Origin of the sequence: Salinigranum salinum (assembly GCF_009176545.1) — an archaeon.
Lineage (GTDB): Archaea > Halobacteriota > Halobacteria > Halobacteriales > Haloferacaceae > Salinigranum > Salinigranum salinum.
On sequence record NZ_VTOJ01000001.1, the window covers coordinates 1,419,083 to 1,433,806 of the forward strand.

At 68.0% G+C, this 14,724-nt stretch carries 14 protein-coding genes; 7 read left to right on the forward strand and 7 right to left on the reverse strand.

Annotated elements, in window-relative coordinates; translation table 11 throughout:
- Positions 1-64: 64 nt before the first annotated feature.
- The 5 genes from FZP69_RS06745 to FZP69_RS06765 form a co-directional block, all read right to left on the reverse strand.
- Entirely contained in the window at positions 65-892 is an 828-nt protein-coding gene (locus FZP69_RS06745) for an SDR family oxidoreductase (protein ID WP_152040569.1), read from the reverse strand.
- A 205-nt stretch (positions 893-1,097) separates the two neighbouring features.
- Positions 1,098-1,892: an endonuclease V gene (locus FZP69_RS06750; RefSeq protein ID WP_152040570.1), complete on the reverse strand. Its 795-nt coding sequence runs from the start codon at positions 1,890-1,892 to the stop codon at positions 1,098-1,100.
- A gap of 6 nt (positions 1,893-1,898) precedes the next feature.
- Positions 1,899-2,822: a rhomboid family intramembrane serine protease gene (locus tag FZP69_RS06755; protein WP_152040571.1), complete on the reverse strand. Its 924-nt coding sequence runs from the start codon at positions 2,820-2,822 to the stop codon at positions 1,899-1,901.
- A 276-nt stretch (positions 2,823-3,098) separates the two neighbouring features.
- Positions 3,099-4,103 (reverse strand): NAD(P)H-dependent flavin oxidoreductase, encoded by a 1,005-nt coding sequence (locus FZP69_RS06760; RefSeq protein ID WP_152040572.1) that lies wholly within the window; start codon positions 4,101-4,103, stop codon positions 3,099-3,101.
- A gap of 72 nt (positions 4,104-4,175) precedes the next feature.
- The gene (locus FZP69_RS06765) at positions 4,176-4,709 is read right to left on the reverse strand and encodes an inorganic diphosphatase (RefSeq protein WP_152040573.1); all 534 of its coding nucleotides are present in this window, start codon (positions 4,707-4,709) and stop codon (positions 4,176-4,178) included.
- Positions 4,710-5,030: 321 nt separating this feature from the next.
- Here FZP69_RS06765 and FZP69_RS06770 point away from each other — a divergent pair, with 321 nt between their 5' ends.
- Positions 5,031-5,390: a PadR family transcriptional regulator gene (locus FZP69_RS06770; protein ID WP_152040574.1), complete on the forward strand. Its 360-nt coding sequence runs from the start codon at positions 5,031-5,033 to the stop codon at positions 5,388-5,390.
- Here FZP69_RS06770 and FZP69_RS06775 read toward each other — a convergent pair.
- Together FZP69_RS06775 and rnhA are read right to left on the reverse strand one after the other, a co-directional pair.
- The gene (locus FZP69_RS06775; protein ID WP_152040575.1) at positions 5,381-5,935 is read right to left on the reverse strand and encodes a DUF7108 family protein; all 555 of its coding nucleotides are present in this window, start codon (positions 5,933-5,935) and stop codon (positions 5,381-5,383) included. The two genes, FZP69_RS06770 and FZP69_RS06775, sit on opposite strands and share 10 nt — an antisense overlap.
- The gene (gene rnhA / locus FZP69_RS06780) at positions 5,928-6,521 is read right to left on the reverse strand and encodes a ribonuclease HI (protein WP_152040576.1); all 594 of its coding nucleotides are present in this window, start codon (positions 6,519-6,521) and stop codon (positions 5,928-5,930) included. Before rnhA ends, FZP69_RS06775 begins: the two co-directional genes overlap by 8 nt.
- Positions 6,522-6,635: 114 nt before the next feature.
- On the opposite strand from rnhA, the gene FZP69_RS06785 reads away from it, so the two are divergent.
- From FZP69_RS06785 to FZP69_RS06810, 6 genes are all read left to right on the forward strand, one after another.
- Positions 6,636-7,619: a transcription initiation factor IIB gene (locus FZP69_RS06785; RefSeq protein WP_152040577.1), complete on the forward strand. Its 984-nt coding sequence runs from the start codon at positions 6,636-6,638 to the stop codon at positions 7,617-7,619.
- A gap of 88 nt (positions 7,620-7,707) precedes the next feature.
- Positions 7,708-8,112 carry a hypothetical protein gene (locus FZP69_RS06790; protein WP_152040578.1) on the forward strand — a complete coding sequence of 135 codons (405 nt, stop codon included), beginning with the start codon at positions 7,708-7,710 and terminating at the stop codon, positions 8,110-8,112.
- An 87-nt stretch (positions 8,113-8,199) separates the two neighbouring features.
- Positions 8,200-9,477 (forward strand): DNA repair protein NreA, encoded by a 1,278-nt coding sequence (gene nreA, locus FZP69_RS06795; protein WP_152040579.1) that lies wholly within the window; start codon positions 8,200-8,202, stop codon positions 9,475-9,477.
- A 142-nt stretch (positions 9,478-9,619) separates the two neighbouring features.
- A complete protein-coding gene (locus FZP69_RS06800) occupies positions 9,620-10,105 on the forward strand; it encodes an Lrp/AsnC family transcriptional regulator (protein ID WP_152040580.1) in 486 nt (161 codons plus the stop codon).
- Positions 10,106-10,616: 511 nt separating this feature from the next.
- A complete protein-coding gene (locus FZP69_RS06805) occupies positions 10,617-12,104 on the forward strand; it encodes a proton-conducting transporter transmembrane domain-containing protein (protein WP_152040581.1) in 1,488 nt (495 codons plus the stop codon).
- Positions 12,094-14,550, forward strand: coding sequence for a DUF2309 domain-containing protein (locus tag FZP69_RS06810; protein ID WP_152040582.1), 2,457 nt, complete (start codon positions 12,094-12,096; stop codon positions 14,548-14,550). Before FZP69_RS06805 ends, FZP69_RS06810 begins: the two co-directional genes overlap by 11 nt.
- The last annotated feature ends 174 nt before the right edge of the window (positions 14,551-14,724 follow it).

Here is a 14,724-nt window from a genome sequence, read left to right on the forward strand (position 1 = left end):
GCCGCCAGCGGCGTCCACCGGGAGTGCGGCGTGACACTCCTGCGGCCGGCCGCGTCGCGGACGCTCAGGAGAGCTTTCGGACGAGACCGAACGCCTTGTCGCGGAGGGCGTCGGGGACGAACCGACCGAGCACGGCGATCCGGGCGACGGTCCCGACGGGGTAGCGCGCGGCGGGCTTGGTCGCCGAGGCCGCGTTGACGATGTCCTCGGCGACCCGCTCGGGCGACTCCTCCCAGAAGCCGCCGCCGCTGACCGCGTCGGCGTCGTCGAACGCCTTGTAGAACGACGCGTACGCCTCCGACCGGTCGAGGCCGTTGTCGACCTCCTCGGCGGCACGGTCCTGGAACGACGTGTCGACCGGCCCGGGCTCGACGAGGACGACGTCGATGCCCAGGTCGTCGACCTCGACACGGAGCGCGTCGCTCATCGCCTCGAGGGCGAACTTCGAGCCGCAGTAGACGCCGCCGCCGGGGAACGAGAGACGCCCGGCGGCGCTGGAGACGTTGACGATCGTCCCCTCCTCCTGCTCGCGCATATGCGGGAGGACCGCTCGCGTCAGCCGGTGGGGACCGTAGACGTTGACGTCGAACTGCCGGTGGACCTTCTCGGTGGGGACGTCCTCGACGGGGCCGAACTGCGCGTAGCCGGCGTTGTTGACCAGGCAATCGATGCGGCCGTGTTCGTCGACGATGCGCGAGACGACCCGCTCGACGTCGTCGTCGTCCGTCACGTCGAGCGTGGAGATGTCGCAGCCGCGCTCACCCAGCGTCTCGATGTCCGCGGGGTTGCGGGCAGTGGCGTACACCTCCCACTCCTCGTCGAGGAAGGCGCGGGCGGTGGCACGACCGATCCCCGACGAGCAACCGGTGATGAGAACCGTCTTCGGATGCACGGCGGTACGTCGGAACGCGGACAGTTAAGTGCCACCGATTGCGGTGAGTCGGGCGTGTCCGCCGCATCCGCATCTACGGCTCTCGGATGCCCTCGTCTTCGCCTCTCTCCGGGAGGACGCTCCGGTCTCTCGTGTCGGCTGTACGCCGTCGCATCCGGCTGGCTCGGCTGTACGCCGTCTCGGCTCAGGTGTACGCCGTCTCGGCTCAGGCGTACTCCGTTTTTACTTCGTCCGCGTACGCGTCCGCGAGGCGGGTCGGTTCGGGGAGCTTGTAGCCGGCACAACAGCGAGAGACGAGGTCGACGGCGGTCTCGGCCGACACGCGGTGGCCGGGGCTGACGTACAGCGGGTTGATCTTCCGACTCGTCTCGTACTGGCGCGACTGGAACGCGTAGCCGATGACGCGCCCGTCCGGGGCGTCCACGTCTGCGTCCGCGAGGATCGGCGTGCGCCACCCCTCGGGTCTGCCGTCGACCGACTCGCGGGACCGCCCACACAGGAGCGACTTGGCGACCCCGACGCTCGGCCGGTCGAAGACGACGCCCATGTGGGTCGCCAGCCCGGCCTGTCGGAAGTGGATTCGGCCGCTCCCGTCGAAGACGAGGAGGTCCGGATCCGTCTCGAGCTCGGCGAGGGCGTCGACGATGGGACCGCCCTCGCGGAACGACAGCAGTCCGGGGATGTACGGGATCGAGAGCTCCGAGACGGCGTGGGCGCGCTCGATCACCTCGCCGTCACGGAGGCAGACGACGGCGCTGACCGCCCGGTCGTCGAGGAACGCCTGGTCGACCCCGGCGACGACGGGAGGCTCCGAGCGCCACGTCCCGTCGAGTGCAGTCTGGCCCTCACCCGCGTTCGCGCCCGAGATGCGGACGCGAGCGGGGTCGAACGTGAACTCGTCGACGAACGACGCCGCCTCGGCGACACGCCGCTGTAGCGCCTCCATCTCGGCTCGCGAGGCGGTCGCGTCGGGCAGGTACTGGGGAAAACGCGGCTCCATCGGGTGTCAGAAGCGACCGCGACCGGGGCCTGCTCCGCCGCCACCGCCACCGAACTGGAGCGACTGTGGGACGCCCACTTTCCCCTTCACCCGGCCGCCGTACGCCAGTCCCACCAGGAGCCCAACGAGGTGGGCGAAGTGGGCGACGTTCCCGCCCAGGGCACCGACGCCGTTCGCAGCGCCGAAGCCGGCGACGATGCTGAACGCCGCGAAGCCGAAGGTGAGCACCCACAGCGGCATGGGGATGATGAAGTAGAGGTACACCTTCAGGTTCGGGTTCAGGACCGTGAGCACGCCGAGGACGCCCATGATCGCGCCGGACGCGCCCACCACGCCGGGTCCGAACGGGCCGGTCGTCACGAGGGTCGTCCCGACCTGTGCGAGGCCGGCGAGGATGCCCGCCACGAGGAACAGCGCCGTGAAGCGCTTCGTGTCGAGGTACCGCTCCACGACGGGGCCGAAGAAGTACAGCGCGATGCTGTTGAACGCGATGTGCGTGAAGCCGCCGTGGGCGAACATCGATGTGAACCAGGTCCAGACGTACTCGATGTGGTTTGGCCGGAGCACGAACACCGCCTGCCAGACCTCGGTGCGGGGGCCGAAGCCGAGGACGAACGGGAAGACGAACACCTGCAGCCCGAACGTGATCCACATCAACCCGAGGACGAGGTAGCTCACGTTCCCACGGAAGTAGCCGAGGGGGCCGCCAGTCGACGTGAGGCGATCGAGCACTCCCTTCGACCGCCCGCCCTTCGTGTTTACCGAGGCGTCGAAGTCGCTCTCGAAGACGCCCGCGGGGTCGTTCCACTCGTTCAGCCCGGGGCAGCCGTGGTTCTCGGGCAGGCGGTGTTCGCCGCAGAACGTCTCTCCGCAGCGCCGACACTGGTACGGCAAGTTCTCGTCTCTGCCGCACGCGTCACACTTCGCCATTACGTGCGCATAACGGCGTGGCAGTAAAAGGGATTGCCCTCCTGCGCAGTTCGGCCGCACACGGCTGCTCAGACGTCTCGCTCGTGCGATTCGTCCTCGTCGGTCGGCTCCGGTGCGGGCGTCGGGACGACCGTCGGGTGATCCATGCCGAGACGAGGTCGTTCGGCTGCCATCTCACTCGACCGTTCGGGATCGACCGAGAAAAAATTACCCATGCGCATAATTCATGCGGTGCGACGCGTTCGATAACCGTGGGGTATGGCGGACGGCTCTCGATCACCGAGCGCCAGTGCGGAGAGCTGCGCGTGCCTCCGTGGCGAGCCGGTCGACGACCGATGCTGCTGGCTCCACCGTTCGGACGAGTCCGCTGCTCTGCCCTGCGTACAGCGGGAACTCAGCCACGTCGCCGGTCGCGTCGGGCGTCGCGAGCGAGTCCTCGTAGCGACGGACCGGTGCCCTCCCGACCCGGCCGATCAGATCGTCCTCGCCCGGGCGGTCCCCGCGCGGTGGTCGGCCCGCGTCCTCCCAGGCGTCTGTCGTGGCGTTCTGGAGGACGCGATGCGGGACGCCGGACCACCCGCGATCGAACGGCGCCCCGGAGACGGTGTCCGTCTCGTCCGCGTCGACGACGCGGCGGCGGTACCGTTCGTGGACGTTCGCCTCGCGGGTGGCGACGAAGCGCGTCCCGAGCCACGCGGCGTCGGCACCGAGCGCGAGGACGGCGGCGACCCCACGTCCGTCACCGATCCCTCCGGCGGCGACCACCGGCACGTCGACGGTGTCGACGACGCGGGGGACCAGCACCATGGTCGAGACGTCGCTCTGCAGGTGTCCACCCGCCTCGGCACCCTGTGCGACGACGGCGTCGACACCCGCGGCTGCGGCCTCTCGAGCCTCGGCCGCGCTCCCGACGGTCTGCCACACGTCGACGCCGGCGTCGTGAGCCCGGTCGACGTGCGGCGAGGCGTCCCCGAACGAGAGCGAGAGCACGTCGACGTCGGCGGCGAGACACGCGTCGACGAGCTCGACGGCGGGAGTCGCCGTGGCGTCGGGATCGACGACGACGTTCGTGCCCACCGGTCCATCGGTCCGCTCGCGAGTCGCGGCGACCGTCTCCGGGACGGCGTCGGGGTCTCGCCAGGTCACGGCGAGCGTTCCCAGCCCGCCCGCTTCGGAGACGGCCGCGGCGAGTTCGGGGGAGGTCGCGCTCCCGATCGGAGCCTGTACGATCGGAACGTCGAGGCCGAGATGACGGGTGAGAGGTGTCCGGAGGGAGGGCACACACGTCGGTTCTCCCGACGGCGAGAAAAAGCCCGTGACTCGCGACTCGACAGCGTGAGACCGGCGGTCGCGTTACGCGAAGTTCTCCTCGTAGAGATCCATCGCGTGTTCGATGGCCTCCTTCGCGGTGGCGGCGTCGTCCCACCCGAGCGTCTCGACCTCTTTGCCCTCCTCGAGGTTCTTGTACGTCTCGAAGAACTCGCTGATCTCGGCTTTCGTCTGCGCGGTGAGGTCGTCGACGTCCTGGACGTGATCGTAGCGGGGGTCCTCGGTGGGAACCGCGATGACCTTGTCGTCCTGTTCGCCGTCGTCGTCCATCCCCATCAACGCGACGGGGCGGGCCTCGATGATACAGCCCGGGAAGGTCTGATCCTCGACGAGGACGAGCACGTCGAACGGATCGCCGTCGTCGTAGTACGTCCGCGGCATGAAGCCGTAGTCCGAGGGGTAGTGGACGTTCGAGTGGAGTACCCGGTCGAGGACGACGCCGGGGACGTCCTTGTCGTACTCGTACTTGTTCCGTTCGCCTTTCAGACACTCGACGACGGCGTAGACGACGTCCGGTGCGTCCGGACCGGTTTCCATCTCCTCCCAGAGGTTGACCATACGTGCCCGTCCGTTGACCGGCGCAAAAATCCGTCGGTCTCACCCGACCCGGTAGGTGTCAGCACATAGGTCGATCCGATGATCACGGAATATTCGTCGGTTACTCTCGAGTACATCGCCGGAGAGTCCTGTCTGAGCAGTAGCGGATGACTGTCGGAGTCCGTCACACGTGATGTAGATGATCACTATTCGTTGAATTCGAGCCGTACGACCGGTCTCGACACTATTGCGTGATTCTCTGAACCATATATTATGTCTGAGCTTATTGAAAGAAATAATGGTATGCGAAGTGTTAAATACCCCGGTGACATTTCTGGAGCTATGTCAGAGGCACAATCCTTAGGCACCGAATCTGGCATGGCGCGCGATCTGACCGCGTTCCAACAGAATATCCTCGTCATCCTCGCGGAGGAGCCCATGTACGGGCTGGCCATCAAGCGCCACCTCGAGGATTACTACGGCACCGAAGTCAACCACGGGCGCCTGTACCCCAACCTCGACGACCTCGTCGAGATGGGGCTCGTCGACAAGAGCGAGCTCGACAAGCGCACGAACCAGTACGAGCTGACGGAGAAGGGCCACCAGACGGTTCTGGACCGCTTCAACTGGATGCTCTCGAAGTTCGTCACGGGCGACGAACGCGCGGACGAGATCCGCGAACTGATCGACGGTCACCTGTAGTCGGGCAACTCGGCGTCGACCGTCTCGAACAGGAGTCGCAGCGACTCCTCGACCACCGTTTTCTGCGCGTCAGTCGGCCAGGCGTTCCTGGGGTAGTACTCGTCGAGGAACTCCCGGAGTTCGCGCCTCGACGCCGTCTCGACCCGCCGCGTGTAGTGGTTCCCCATGAAGTCCGCGAACGCTCGGACGTTCGCCGCGTGGACCGGGCCATGGTGCGCGTCGACGCGCTCGACTACGTCGGCGTTGTGTGACTCGACGTCCCGCCACTCGTCGTCCGCGCCCGCGTCCGAGAGCGGGAGTTCGACGGCGCGGGAGAGGTCGTCCATCCGCTCTGTCCGGGCGACACCGTCCTCGAACCACTCCGCCGGATTCAACACCAGGGTGTCGTCGGCCTCGCGGTAGCGGGCGATGTAGCCGTGCTCCGACAGGAGTTCGTCGCGCCGCCGTCTGTGTGCTGCCGCCTCGCCCTGGTCGGGGACGTCGCGGGCGAGTCGCGTCAGTCGCTCGGCCTCGTCGATCAGTTGGTCGGGAGGTCCGTCAGCCATCGTCGAACGCCTCGTTCGCGAGCGTGTCGGCGCGATCGTTTATTTCCCGCGGGACGTGCTCGAGCGACCACCGGTCGAACCCCGAGAGGAGTTCCAGCGCGGTGACGCGCCGTTCGCGCAGGCCGGGGTCGTTGACGTTCCACTCCCCCCGTACCTGCTTGACCACGAGTTCGGAGTCCCCCCGGACGTCCACCTCGTCGAAGCCGTGGTCGCGGGCGACCTCCAGCGCGCGGATCAGCGCCTCGTACTCCGCGCGGTTGTTGGTCGTCTCGTCGATCCGTTCGCCCCCCTCGGCGACGATCCCGTCGCTCGTGACGAGGGCGTACCCGATCGCCGCCGGCCCCGGGTTCCCCCGGCTGGCCCCGTCGAAGTAGACGTGTGCTCGTCCACCACTCTCTCGTAGCAGTGCGAGGAGGTCGACCGGCGTCGCTCCCTGCACGACCACCTTGTCGTCGTAGGCGACGGCGACCGCGCCGTCACGCGCCGCTCGCCACCGTTCGTACTCGGTGTTCCCGGCTTCGACGTCGACGCCCGCGGCCTCGAGCCGCCGTCGCGCCTCGTCCGGGTCACACTCGACACTCGGCATCGTCCGGGCTTCGGACGCCGGGCGTTAAGACCGTTCGCTCTCGACTTCCCCCCGACCCGGTGGGCGTCTCGCCCGTAGGCTTAAGTGTCAGCGCAAATGGAACACAAAAATGTAATGACACGGCCCACCCGTCAGCGGGAGCGCGACACGGATCGACGATGGCAGGGTGACGACGCGGCGGAGACCACAGACGACGTCGACGATGTCGACCTCGACGACGTCGACTCCGACGAGGTCGTCCGGACGGCGGACGGCGAACTCATCCACGAGCCGACGGGTATCGTCATCGAGGACGAACAGCAGATCGACCGGGGCCCGGAGTGGCGGGCGTTCAACCACTCCGAACGCCAGTCGAAGTCCCGCGTCGGCGCGCCGACGACGAAGACGATGCACGACAAGGGGCTCACGACGACGATCGACTGGAAGGACAAGGACGCGTACGGGCGGTCACTCTCCTCGGAGAAGCGCTCGCAGATGCACCGCCTGCGCAAGTGGCAAGAACGCATTCGAACCAAAGACGCGGGCGAGCGCAACCTGCAGTTCGCGCTCTCGGAGATCGACCGAATGGCGAGCGCGCTGGGGGTGCCGCGGTCGGTCCGCGAGGTCGCCTCCGTGATCTACCGGCGTGCGCTCAACGAGGACCTCATTCGCGGCCGCTCGATCGAGGGCGTCGCCACGAGCGCCCTGTACGCCGCCTGCCGCAAGGAGGGGATCCCCCGGTCGCTCGAGGAGATCGCGGAAGTCTCCCGCGTCGAGCGGAAGGAGATCGGTCGGACCTATCGATACATCTCGCAGGAACTCGGGCTGGAGATGAGACCGGTCGATCCGACGAAGTACGTCCCGCGCTTCTGCTCCGAACTCGGGCTCTCGAAGGAGGTCCAGTCGAAGGCCGCGGAGATCATCGACACGACGGCCGAAGAGGGCCTGCTGTCGGGGAAGTCGCCGACGGGGTTCGCCGCCGCCGCCATCTACGCCGCCTCCCTCCTCTGCAACGAGAAGAAGACCCAGCGCGAGGTCGCCGACGTCGCCCAGGTCACGGAAGTAACTATCCGCAATCGCTACCAGGAACAGATCGAAGCGATGGACATCCACGCCTGAGCCGACGGGAACCGGTCGGTCGCAACCGACGTGACATGGTCGGAGTGGGCCCGACCCTTCTTGTGGCGGCACGCGGTACGGGAGGGCGATGATCGACCTCCCCTGGCGTAACGACGACGCGGAGGGCGACCCCGCCAACGACGTCGACGGCGTCCCCACGAACGACGCCACGGCGGACGCCCACGACGAGGCGCTCGTCGTCTGCCGGTGTCAGGACGGCACCCTCGTCGTCTACGAGGACCGGGTAGTCATCGAACGGGCCCGACGTTCGAAGTTCGACGACACGACGGTTCCGTTCGAGGAGATCAGCGGCGTCGACTACGCCGGGGGGATCGCTATCGGCTACATCCAGCTCGAACTGGTCGGCGTCGCCCTCGACGCCGGTGGGCTCTTCTCGTCCCCGGTCAACGAGCGGACGCTCCACTTCGGTGGCGGCGGCCGGGACTGTGCGAAACGGGCCCGGGACGCGATCCTGGAGCGGGCACGGGGGTGACGGACCGCGTGGTCGCCGCTGGCCGGCTCCCCGGGCGTGGCCCGCAGCCGACAACCCTTATAGCCGAACGAACCCAATTCGGACTGGATGCGCCTCGACGACTATCTCGACATCGAGGCGAACGAGCGCGCCGAGCGCCGCCGCCTCGCCGAACAGAAGTCCTACGCCATCCTCGACCACCTCCAGACCTTCCAGGAACGGTTCGACGAGGTGGTCCAGGGCGACTCGATCTACGGGGGCGTCTCCCCGTCAATCTTCGTCGGCCGGGCGAACTATCCGCGGGTGTCGACGGGGATCCTCTCGCCCGTGGGCGTGGGCGACGACGCGGACGCGGCGACGTTCGAGACGAGCGCCGCGTGGTACGACGAGGGCGTCTCCATCTCCGACGTCTTCCGGCGGCGGACGTCGCTTCTGAACTCGAACCAGTCTACCGAGGTCGAGCGCGTCCACGACGCGTGGGACGGTTTCCTCGGCGTCCAGCGCGAGGTGGCGATCGCCGACCGTCCCGTCACCGTCGAGATCGGCCTCGACGGTCGGCCCGACCTCGACCTCGACCCCGGCCGCGACGACATCGCCACTCCGACGGGGCCGCGGGCCCGCGCTCGCTCCGCCGAACTCGGGGAGAACCCCCACGTCCCCCGGCCCGTCGAGAAGACGCTCGAGGACGACGACTGGAACGCCCAGGGGGCGATGACCTACCTGTACCGACGTGGCTTCGACGTGTACGACATCAACACGATCCTCTCCGCGGGGGCGCTCGGTCGAGGAGAGAACCGAAAGCTGGTCCCGACGCGGTGGTCCATTACTGCTGTTGACGACACACTTGGGGAGTACCTCCGTGGCAGAATCCGCGACGCGCCCTCGGTGGACGGCGTCGAGGTCTACCGCAACGAGTTCCTCGGCAACGCCTTCTGGGTCGTGCTCGCCCCCGGCCAGTGGGAGTTCGAACTCGTCGAGATGAAGGCCCCGGGGAGCGTCTGGAACCCCGACCCCGAGGCGGGCGTGTGGCTCGCTGCCGACCGCGAGGGTCGGGAGGGTCGGACGGGCTACGTCGAGGAGACCGCAGGTGCGTACCACGCCTCGCGGCTGGGCGTGCTCGAACACCTCGAGTCGCGGGGGCGACAGGCGAAGGCGCTCGTGCTCAGACACGTCTCCGACGACTACTGGGGTCCCTGTGGTGTGTGGCAGGTCCGCGAGAGCGTCCGCGACGCGTTCGACGAGGAGGGAGGCCGCGCGGAGACGCTCGGCGAGGCGGTCCGCTCCGTCTCGGAGTACCTCCCGGTGTCGCTCGGGCGGCTCCGACGGAAGTCGACGATGGTGTCGGGACTGCAGGCGACGCTGACCGACTTCGGAGCCGACGTGTGATTCCCTCTCCGTGTCGGGTTTGCCTCCCTCGAGGTGACGACCACGCATCCACGCATCCGGACGACGCGGTTCGACAGCGCAGGCCAGCGACGTGTCCGACCGGGGTACAACGGTAAAGTAGCTCTACCGCGGAGCTACGAGCATGAGTGACGAGGCCATCGACGACGTGGACAGGGCCATTCTGTACGCGTTACAGGAAGACGCCCGCAACATGTCTTCGGGTGACATCGCAGAGCGTGCGGGTACCTCCGGCAGTACCGTCCGCAAGCGTATCCAGCGCCTCGAGTCGGACGGACTCATCAAAGGGTACAGTGCCGAGATAGATTATCCGAAGACGGGCTACCCGCTTCGAATGTTGTTGTTCTGCACGGCCTCGATCCCCGAACGGGGCAGCCTCGTTCCGAAGATTCTGGACATCGACGGCGTCGTCTCGGTGCAGGAGCTGGTCACGGGCGAACAGAACCTGCTCGTGACCGCGGTCGGCGAGTCGGACAACGACGTCACGCCCATCGCCCAGGAACTCCTCGAGATGGGGCTCACGGTCGCCGACGAGGTGCTCGTGCGGAGCCACGAGACGACCCCTTTCGGCGGGTTCGATCCCGAGAAACGGTCGTCGGACCGATCCTGATCTCTCCGGGTGCATGGGCCCGCCGGTCGCTAAGAACGATCGGGAACGACCGAATCCGGCGGGGCGTCTCGGTCCAGGACGCCGAAGGGACTGACACGGTCACGGGCGACGGTGCCGGTCGGTCGACAGTGCAGTCACGTCTCCCTCTCAGGGACCGACAGGTGGCTCTATCGGGTCCGAACCATCGAGGGACCCCCGGAGGACGGGCGCTGATCCTCACGCCACCGGATCCGCCCTCACTTCCGTCGCGGGTGCCTACTCGACGTTTCCGGTGAACAGACGACCACGACCCGGTTCGCGTGCGCTCCCCACGTAGAGAGTGTTCTCGTGCTCAGACTTCTCGTGCTCAGACCATAATGTTCTATAATTCGGCATCTGAAGAACAGTTTGGGAATATAGTTAGATTTAATAGCTAATCTGTTCCTCTACTGCGTAGAGGCGACCGCAGACCGCGCTCGGGGTGGGGCGACGACCCGTCGTCGCGGTGGTGGGGTCGTCGATGGACCAACCGATGACAGGGCAAGACCGGACACCGACTGTGGGACAGCTTCCGACTCCAACGAGCAGGGGATCACGCGTGCCGACGACGCTGACGCGACTCGTGTGGTTCCTGTGGATCGCGAGCCTCGGGGTGCTCGCAGTCCACTTCTGGAGCGGCGAGACGTGGGAGCTGGCCGGAGTCGTGGTCGTCGACGGACTGACGGTCGTGATGTGGACGGCGGTGACGTTCTTCAGCGGCATCGTCCACAGCTACTCGCGGCGCTACATGGCCGGGAGTCGGACGATGGACCGGTTCTTCGGACGCGTGTTCGCGTTCACGCTGACCGTGATGGTGTTGGTCGCGGCGGACAGTTTCGTCCTGTTCGGGGCGGCGTGGCTCGTGATGGGGCTCGTGATGGCCGAGCTGATCGGCCACGTCGAGGGGTGGTCACAGGCACGGGCCGCAGCCTCGCTCGCGCGTCGGTACTTCCTCGCGAGTAGTGCGTCTCTCGCCGTGGGACTCGTGGCGCTGTGGTGGCTCACCGGGACGACGACGGTCTCCGGGACCGCGTCGACCGTCGGGACCACCTCGTCGTCGCTCGTGCTGCTCGCCGCCGGTGCGCTCCTGGCCGCCGCGATGGTCCAGTCGGCGCTCGTTCCGTTCCACACGTGGCTGCTCTCGTCGATGACGGCTCCCACGCCGGCTTCGGCGCTGATGCACGCCGGATTCGTCAACGCCGGGGGGATCCTCCTGGTACGCTTCGCGCCGGTCGTCACCGTCGACGCCAGCTTCATGCTCGCGATCGTCCTCGTCGGCGCGGCGAGCGCGCTGCTGGGCAAACTCCTGAAGACCGTCCAGACGGACGTCAAGGGCCAGCTCGGCTGCTCGACGGTCGGACAGATGGGGTTCATGATCATGCAAGCCGGGCTGGGCTTCTTCGGGGCCGCCATCACCCACCTCGTCCTGCACGGGTTGTACAAGGCGTACCAGTTCCTCGGCTCCGGCAGCCGAGTCGAACACGTGAGTCCGACGAGGACGACGGCTTCGGGCTCGTCGGGTCTCGTCGGCGTCGCCGTGATCGTCGGCACTGGCCTCGCAGGCGGCGCCCTGTTCGCCGGACTCACCGGCAAGGGGACCGCGCTGGACAGCGGACTCCTGCTCACACTCCTCGTCGTCCTGACGGTCCTGCACGCTGCCCGCGAGGTCGTCGTGCGGACCTCGATACCGGCCACGATCCGGTACGGCGCCGTCCCGCTGATCGCGCTGCCGGCGATCGCCGTCTACGCGGTGGTCTATCGGCTGATCGAGGGCCTCCTGGCCGGACTCCCCGCAGTCGGACAGCCGGCTGAACTGACGGCGGTCCACGGGCTCGTCGCCGCGGCGTTCGTCGTGGCGTACGTCGCCGTCGAGAGCGGCGTCTACCGGCGCAGCCACCGCCTGTACGCGGCACTGATGAACGCGACCAGACCCGCGTCGGACTCCCTGCTGCTCTCGAGGGAGGACTACCATGAGTACTGAACACGCCATCGAGGAGAGCATCGAAGCGGCGGCCGACGTGGTCGGCCCCGTCTGGCCGCTCCACTCGTTCGTGACGGCCAACCCGCTGGCTGGCTTCGAGGACGAGCCGTTCCACGAGGCCGTCGCGCACGCCGAACGGCTGTTCGGCGGCGACGGCTACCCGAGCGCAGACGTGTTCCGTCGCGCGCTCGAGTCCGGGGAGATCGACCCAGCGGTGGTGCGGGCCGAACTGGCCGCTCACGGCTACGACGACGACCTCGACGCGTCGCTCGACCGCATGGCCGCCGCGTCGAAGGACACGCTCGGCACGTCGACGACGGCCACGGATCGGGTCGACGCGGTGCTGACGAAGTGGCTGGCGGCGTTCCTCGACCAGGGACAGGCCGAGTGGCCCATGCCGAACCGCGAGCAGGGCTTCTACGCGGCGTTCCGCACCGTGGCTCGGTACGACGGCGACATCCCCGACGCGGACGCGCTCGTCGACCTCCCCGACCGGCCGGTCGACGCGATCCGTGACCGGCTCGCCGACTATCCCGTCGGCGAGTGGCGCGACGTCTTCGAATTCCAGCTGGCCGCGCTCCCGGGCTGGACGGGGTTGGTCAAGCAGCGTGTCGACGACCTCGATGCGTGGCAGTCGACGTATCCGATCACGCTCTCGGAGTATCTGGCAGTGCGGCTGACGCTCGTCGACCTGTTCGACGCGCCGCTCGCTCCCGCCGAGGCACCCGACGGCGACGCCAGCCACACCCCGGGAGAGCTGGACACGGACACAAACGAGGACGGCGGTGACGTCCCCCTCCCGGAACTCTGGCTGACCGCGTGGGAGGCGACCTACCGCGCCGAACTGGTCGATGCCCTCACCGAGGCGAGTGAATCGCTCGCCGACACGCCGGATGGGGACCGGCCGGACGCCCAGCTCGTCTTCTGCATCGACACGCGTTCGGAGATCGTCCGCCGGCACGTCGAGGCCGCCGGGAACTACGAGACGCACGGCTACGCCGGGTTCTTCGGCATCCCGATGCGGTACGCCGGCTACGACTCCGACGTGACGGTCGACGCCTGTCCGCCGATCCTCGACGCACAGCACTACATCCTGGACCGTCCCACGAGGACGACGAGCAGCGACAGAACCGGGTACGACCGCTGGCACGGGGTGGTCGGGTCCGCGACGCACGCGATCGAGCGTCTCAAATCCAACGCCGCGACGGCGTTCAGCTTCGTCGAGAGCGCTGGCGTGGGTTACGGGGCCGCCCTGGCCGCCCGGACGCTCCTCCCGGCACGCGTCCACGACCTGTTCGACACTGTCGACGGCCACGTCCCCGACGCCCACGAGTTCTGTGAGCCGCGGATCGATTACACGCCCGACCCCGTCTCGACGCTTCGGGCCGGCCTCACGCTCGACGAGAAGGTCGAGTACGCGGCGGCGGCCTTCGAACTCATGGGGATCGAGGAGTTCGCCCGCGTGGTCGTCTTCTGTGGCCACGCCAGCGAGACGACGAACAACCCGTACGAGTCGAGTCTCGACTGTGGTGCCTGCGCCGGCAACCCCGGTGGCCCGAACGCTCGCGTCCTCGCGGCGATCTGCAACGACGACGCGGTCAGAGCGGCCCTCGGAGCGCGCGGGATCGACGTCCCCGACGACACCGTCTTCGTCGCCGGCGAGCACAACACGACCACCGACGAGGTGGAGCTGTACGCCAGCAACGTGCCCGACACGCACGCGGACGACCTCGAACGGCTCCGCGCCGACCTCGCGACCGCACGCATCGGGGCCGCGGCCGAGCGCGCCGGTGACATGGGTGCCGACGCCGAGTCGGGAGTTCGTGAGACGGAGCGGCGTGCCGCCGACTGGGCGGAGACCCGCCCCGAGTGGGGGTTGGCCGGCAACGCGGGGTTCGTCGTCGGCCCCCGGGCGCTCACCGCGGGCCTCGATCTGGACGGCCGGTCGTTCCTCCACTCGTACGACTGGACGACCGACCCGGACGGCGACGCCCTCGAGGTGATCATGACCGGGCCGATGGTCGTCACGCAGTGGATCAACACGCAGTACTACTTCGCGACGGTCGACAACGGGGTGTACGGGAGCGGGTCGAAGGTGACACAGAATCCGGTCGGGAACGTGGGCGTCTTCCAGGGCAACGGCGGTGACCTGATGACCGGCCTTCCGTCGCAGTCGCTGCTGAGTGCGGACGACGAACTCTACCACCAGCCGCTCCGTCTCTCGACGGTCATCCACGCTCCGGTCGAGCGCGTCACCGACGTTCTGGCCGACCACGAGGCGATGCGCGGACTCCTCGACAACGGCTGGCTCTCGCTGACGGTCGTCGATCCGCAACGGGATCACCGGGCGTTCCACTACGACGGTGAGCTCGACTGGGCACCGAGCGACGAACCGGTGGCAGCGACGCCGGAATCGCCGACGAAACCCGCCCTCGCGGACGACTGAGCAGGTCGGTGCGACCGACTCGCGGCGAGTCGTCGCACCGACCCGGCGAACGCTGGTGCGGGCTCGCGACAGTCCCGTCGACCGGGACGAGACGCAGTGCATCGATCGGCACTCGTCTCGGTCCCTTGCCGACCGGCGTCACGGCGTCACGGACGGGAGGGGAACAAGGCATAT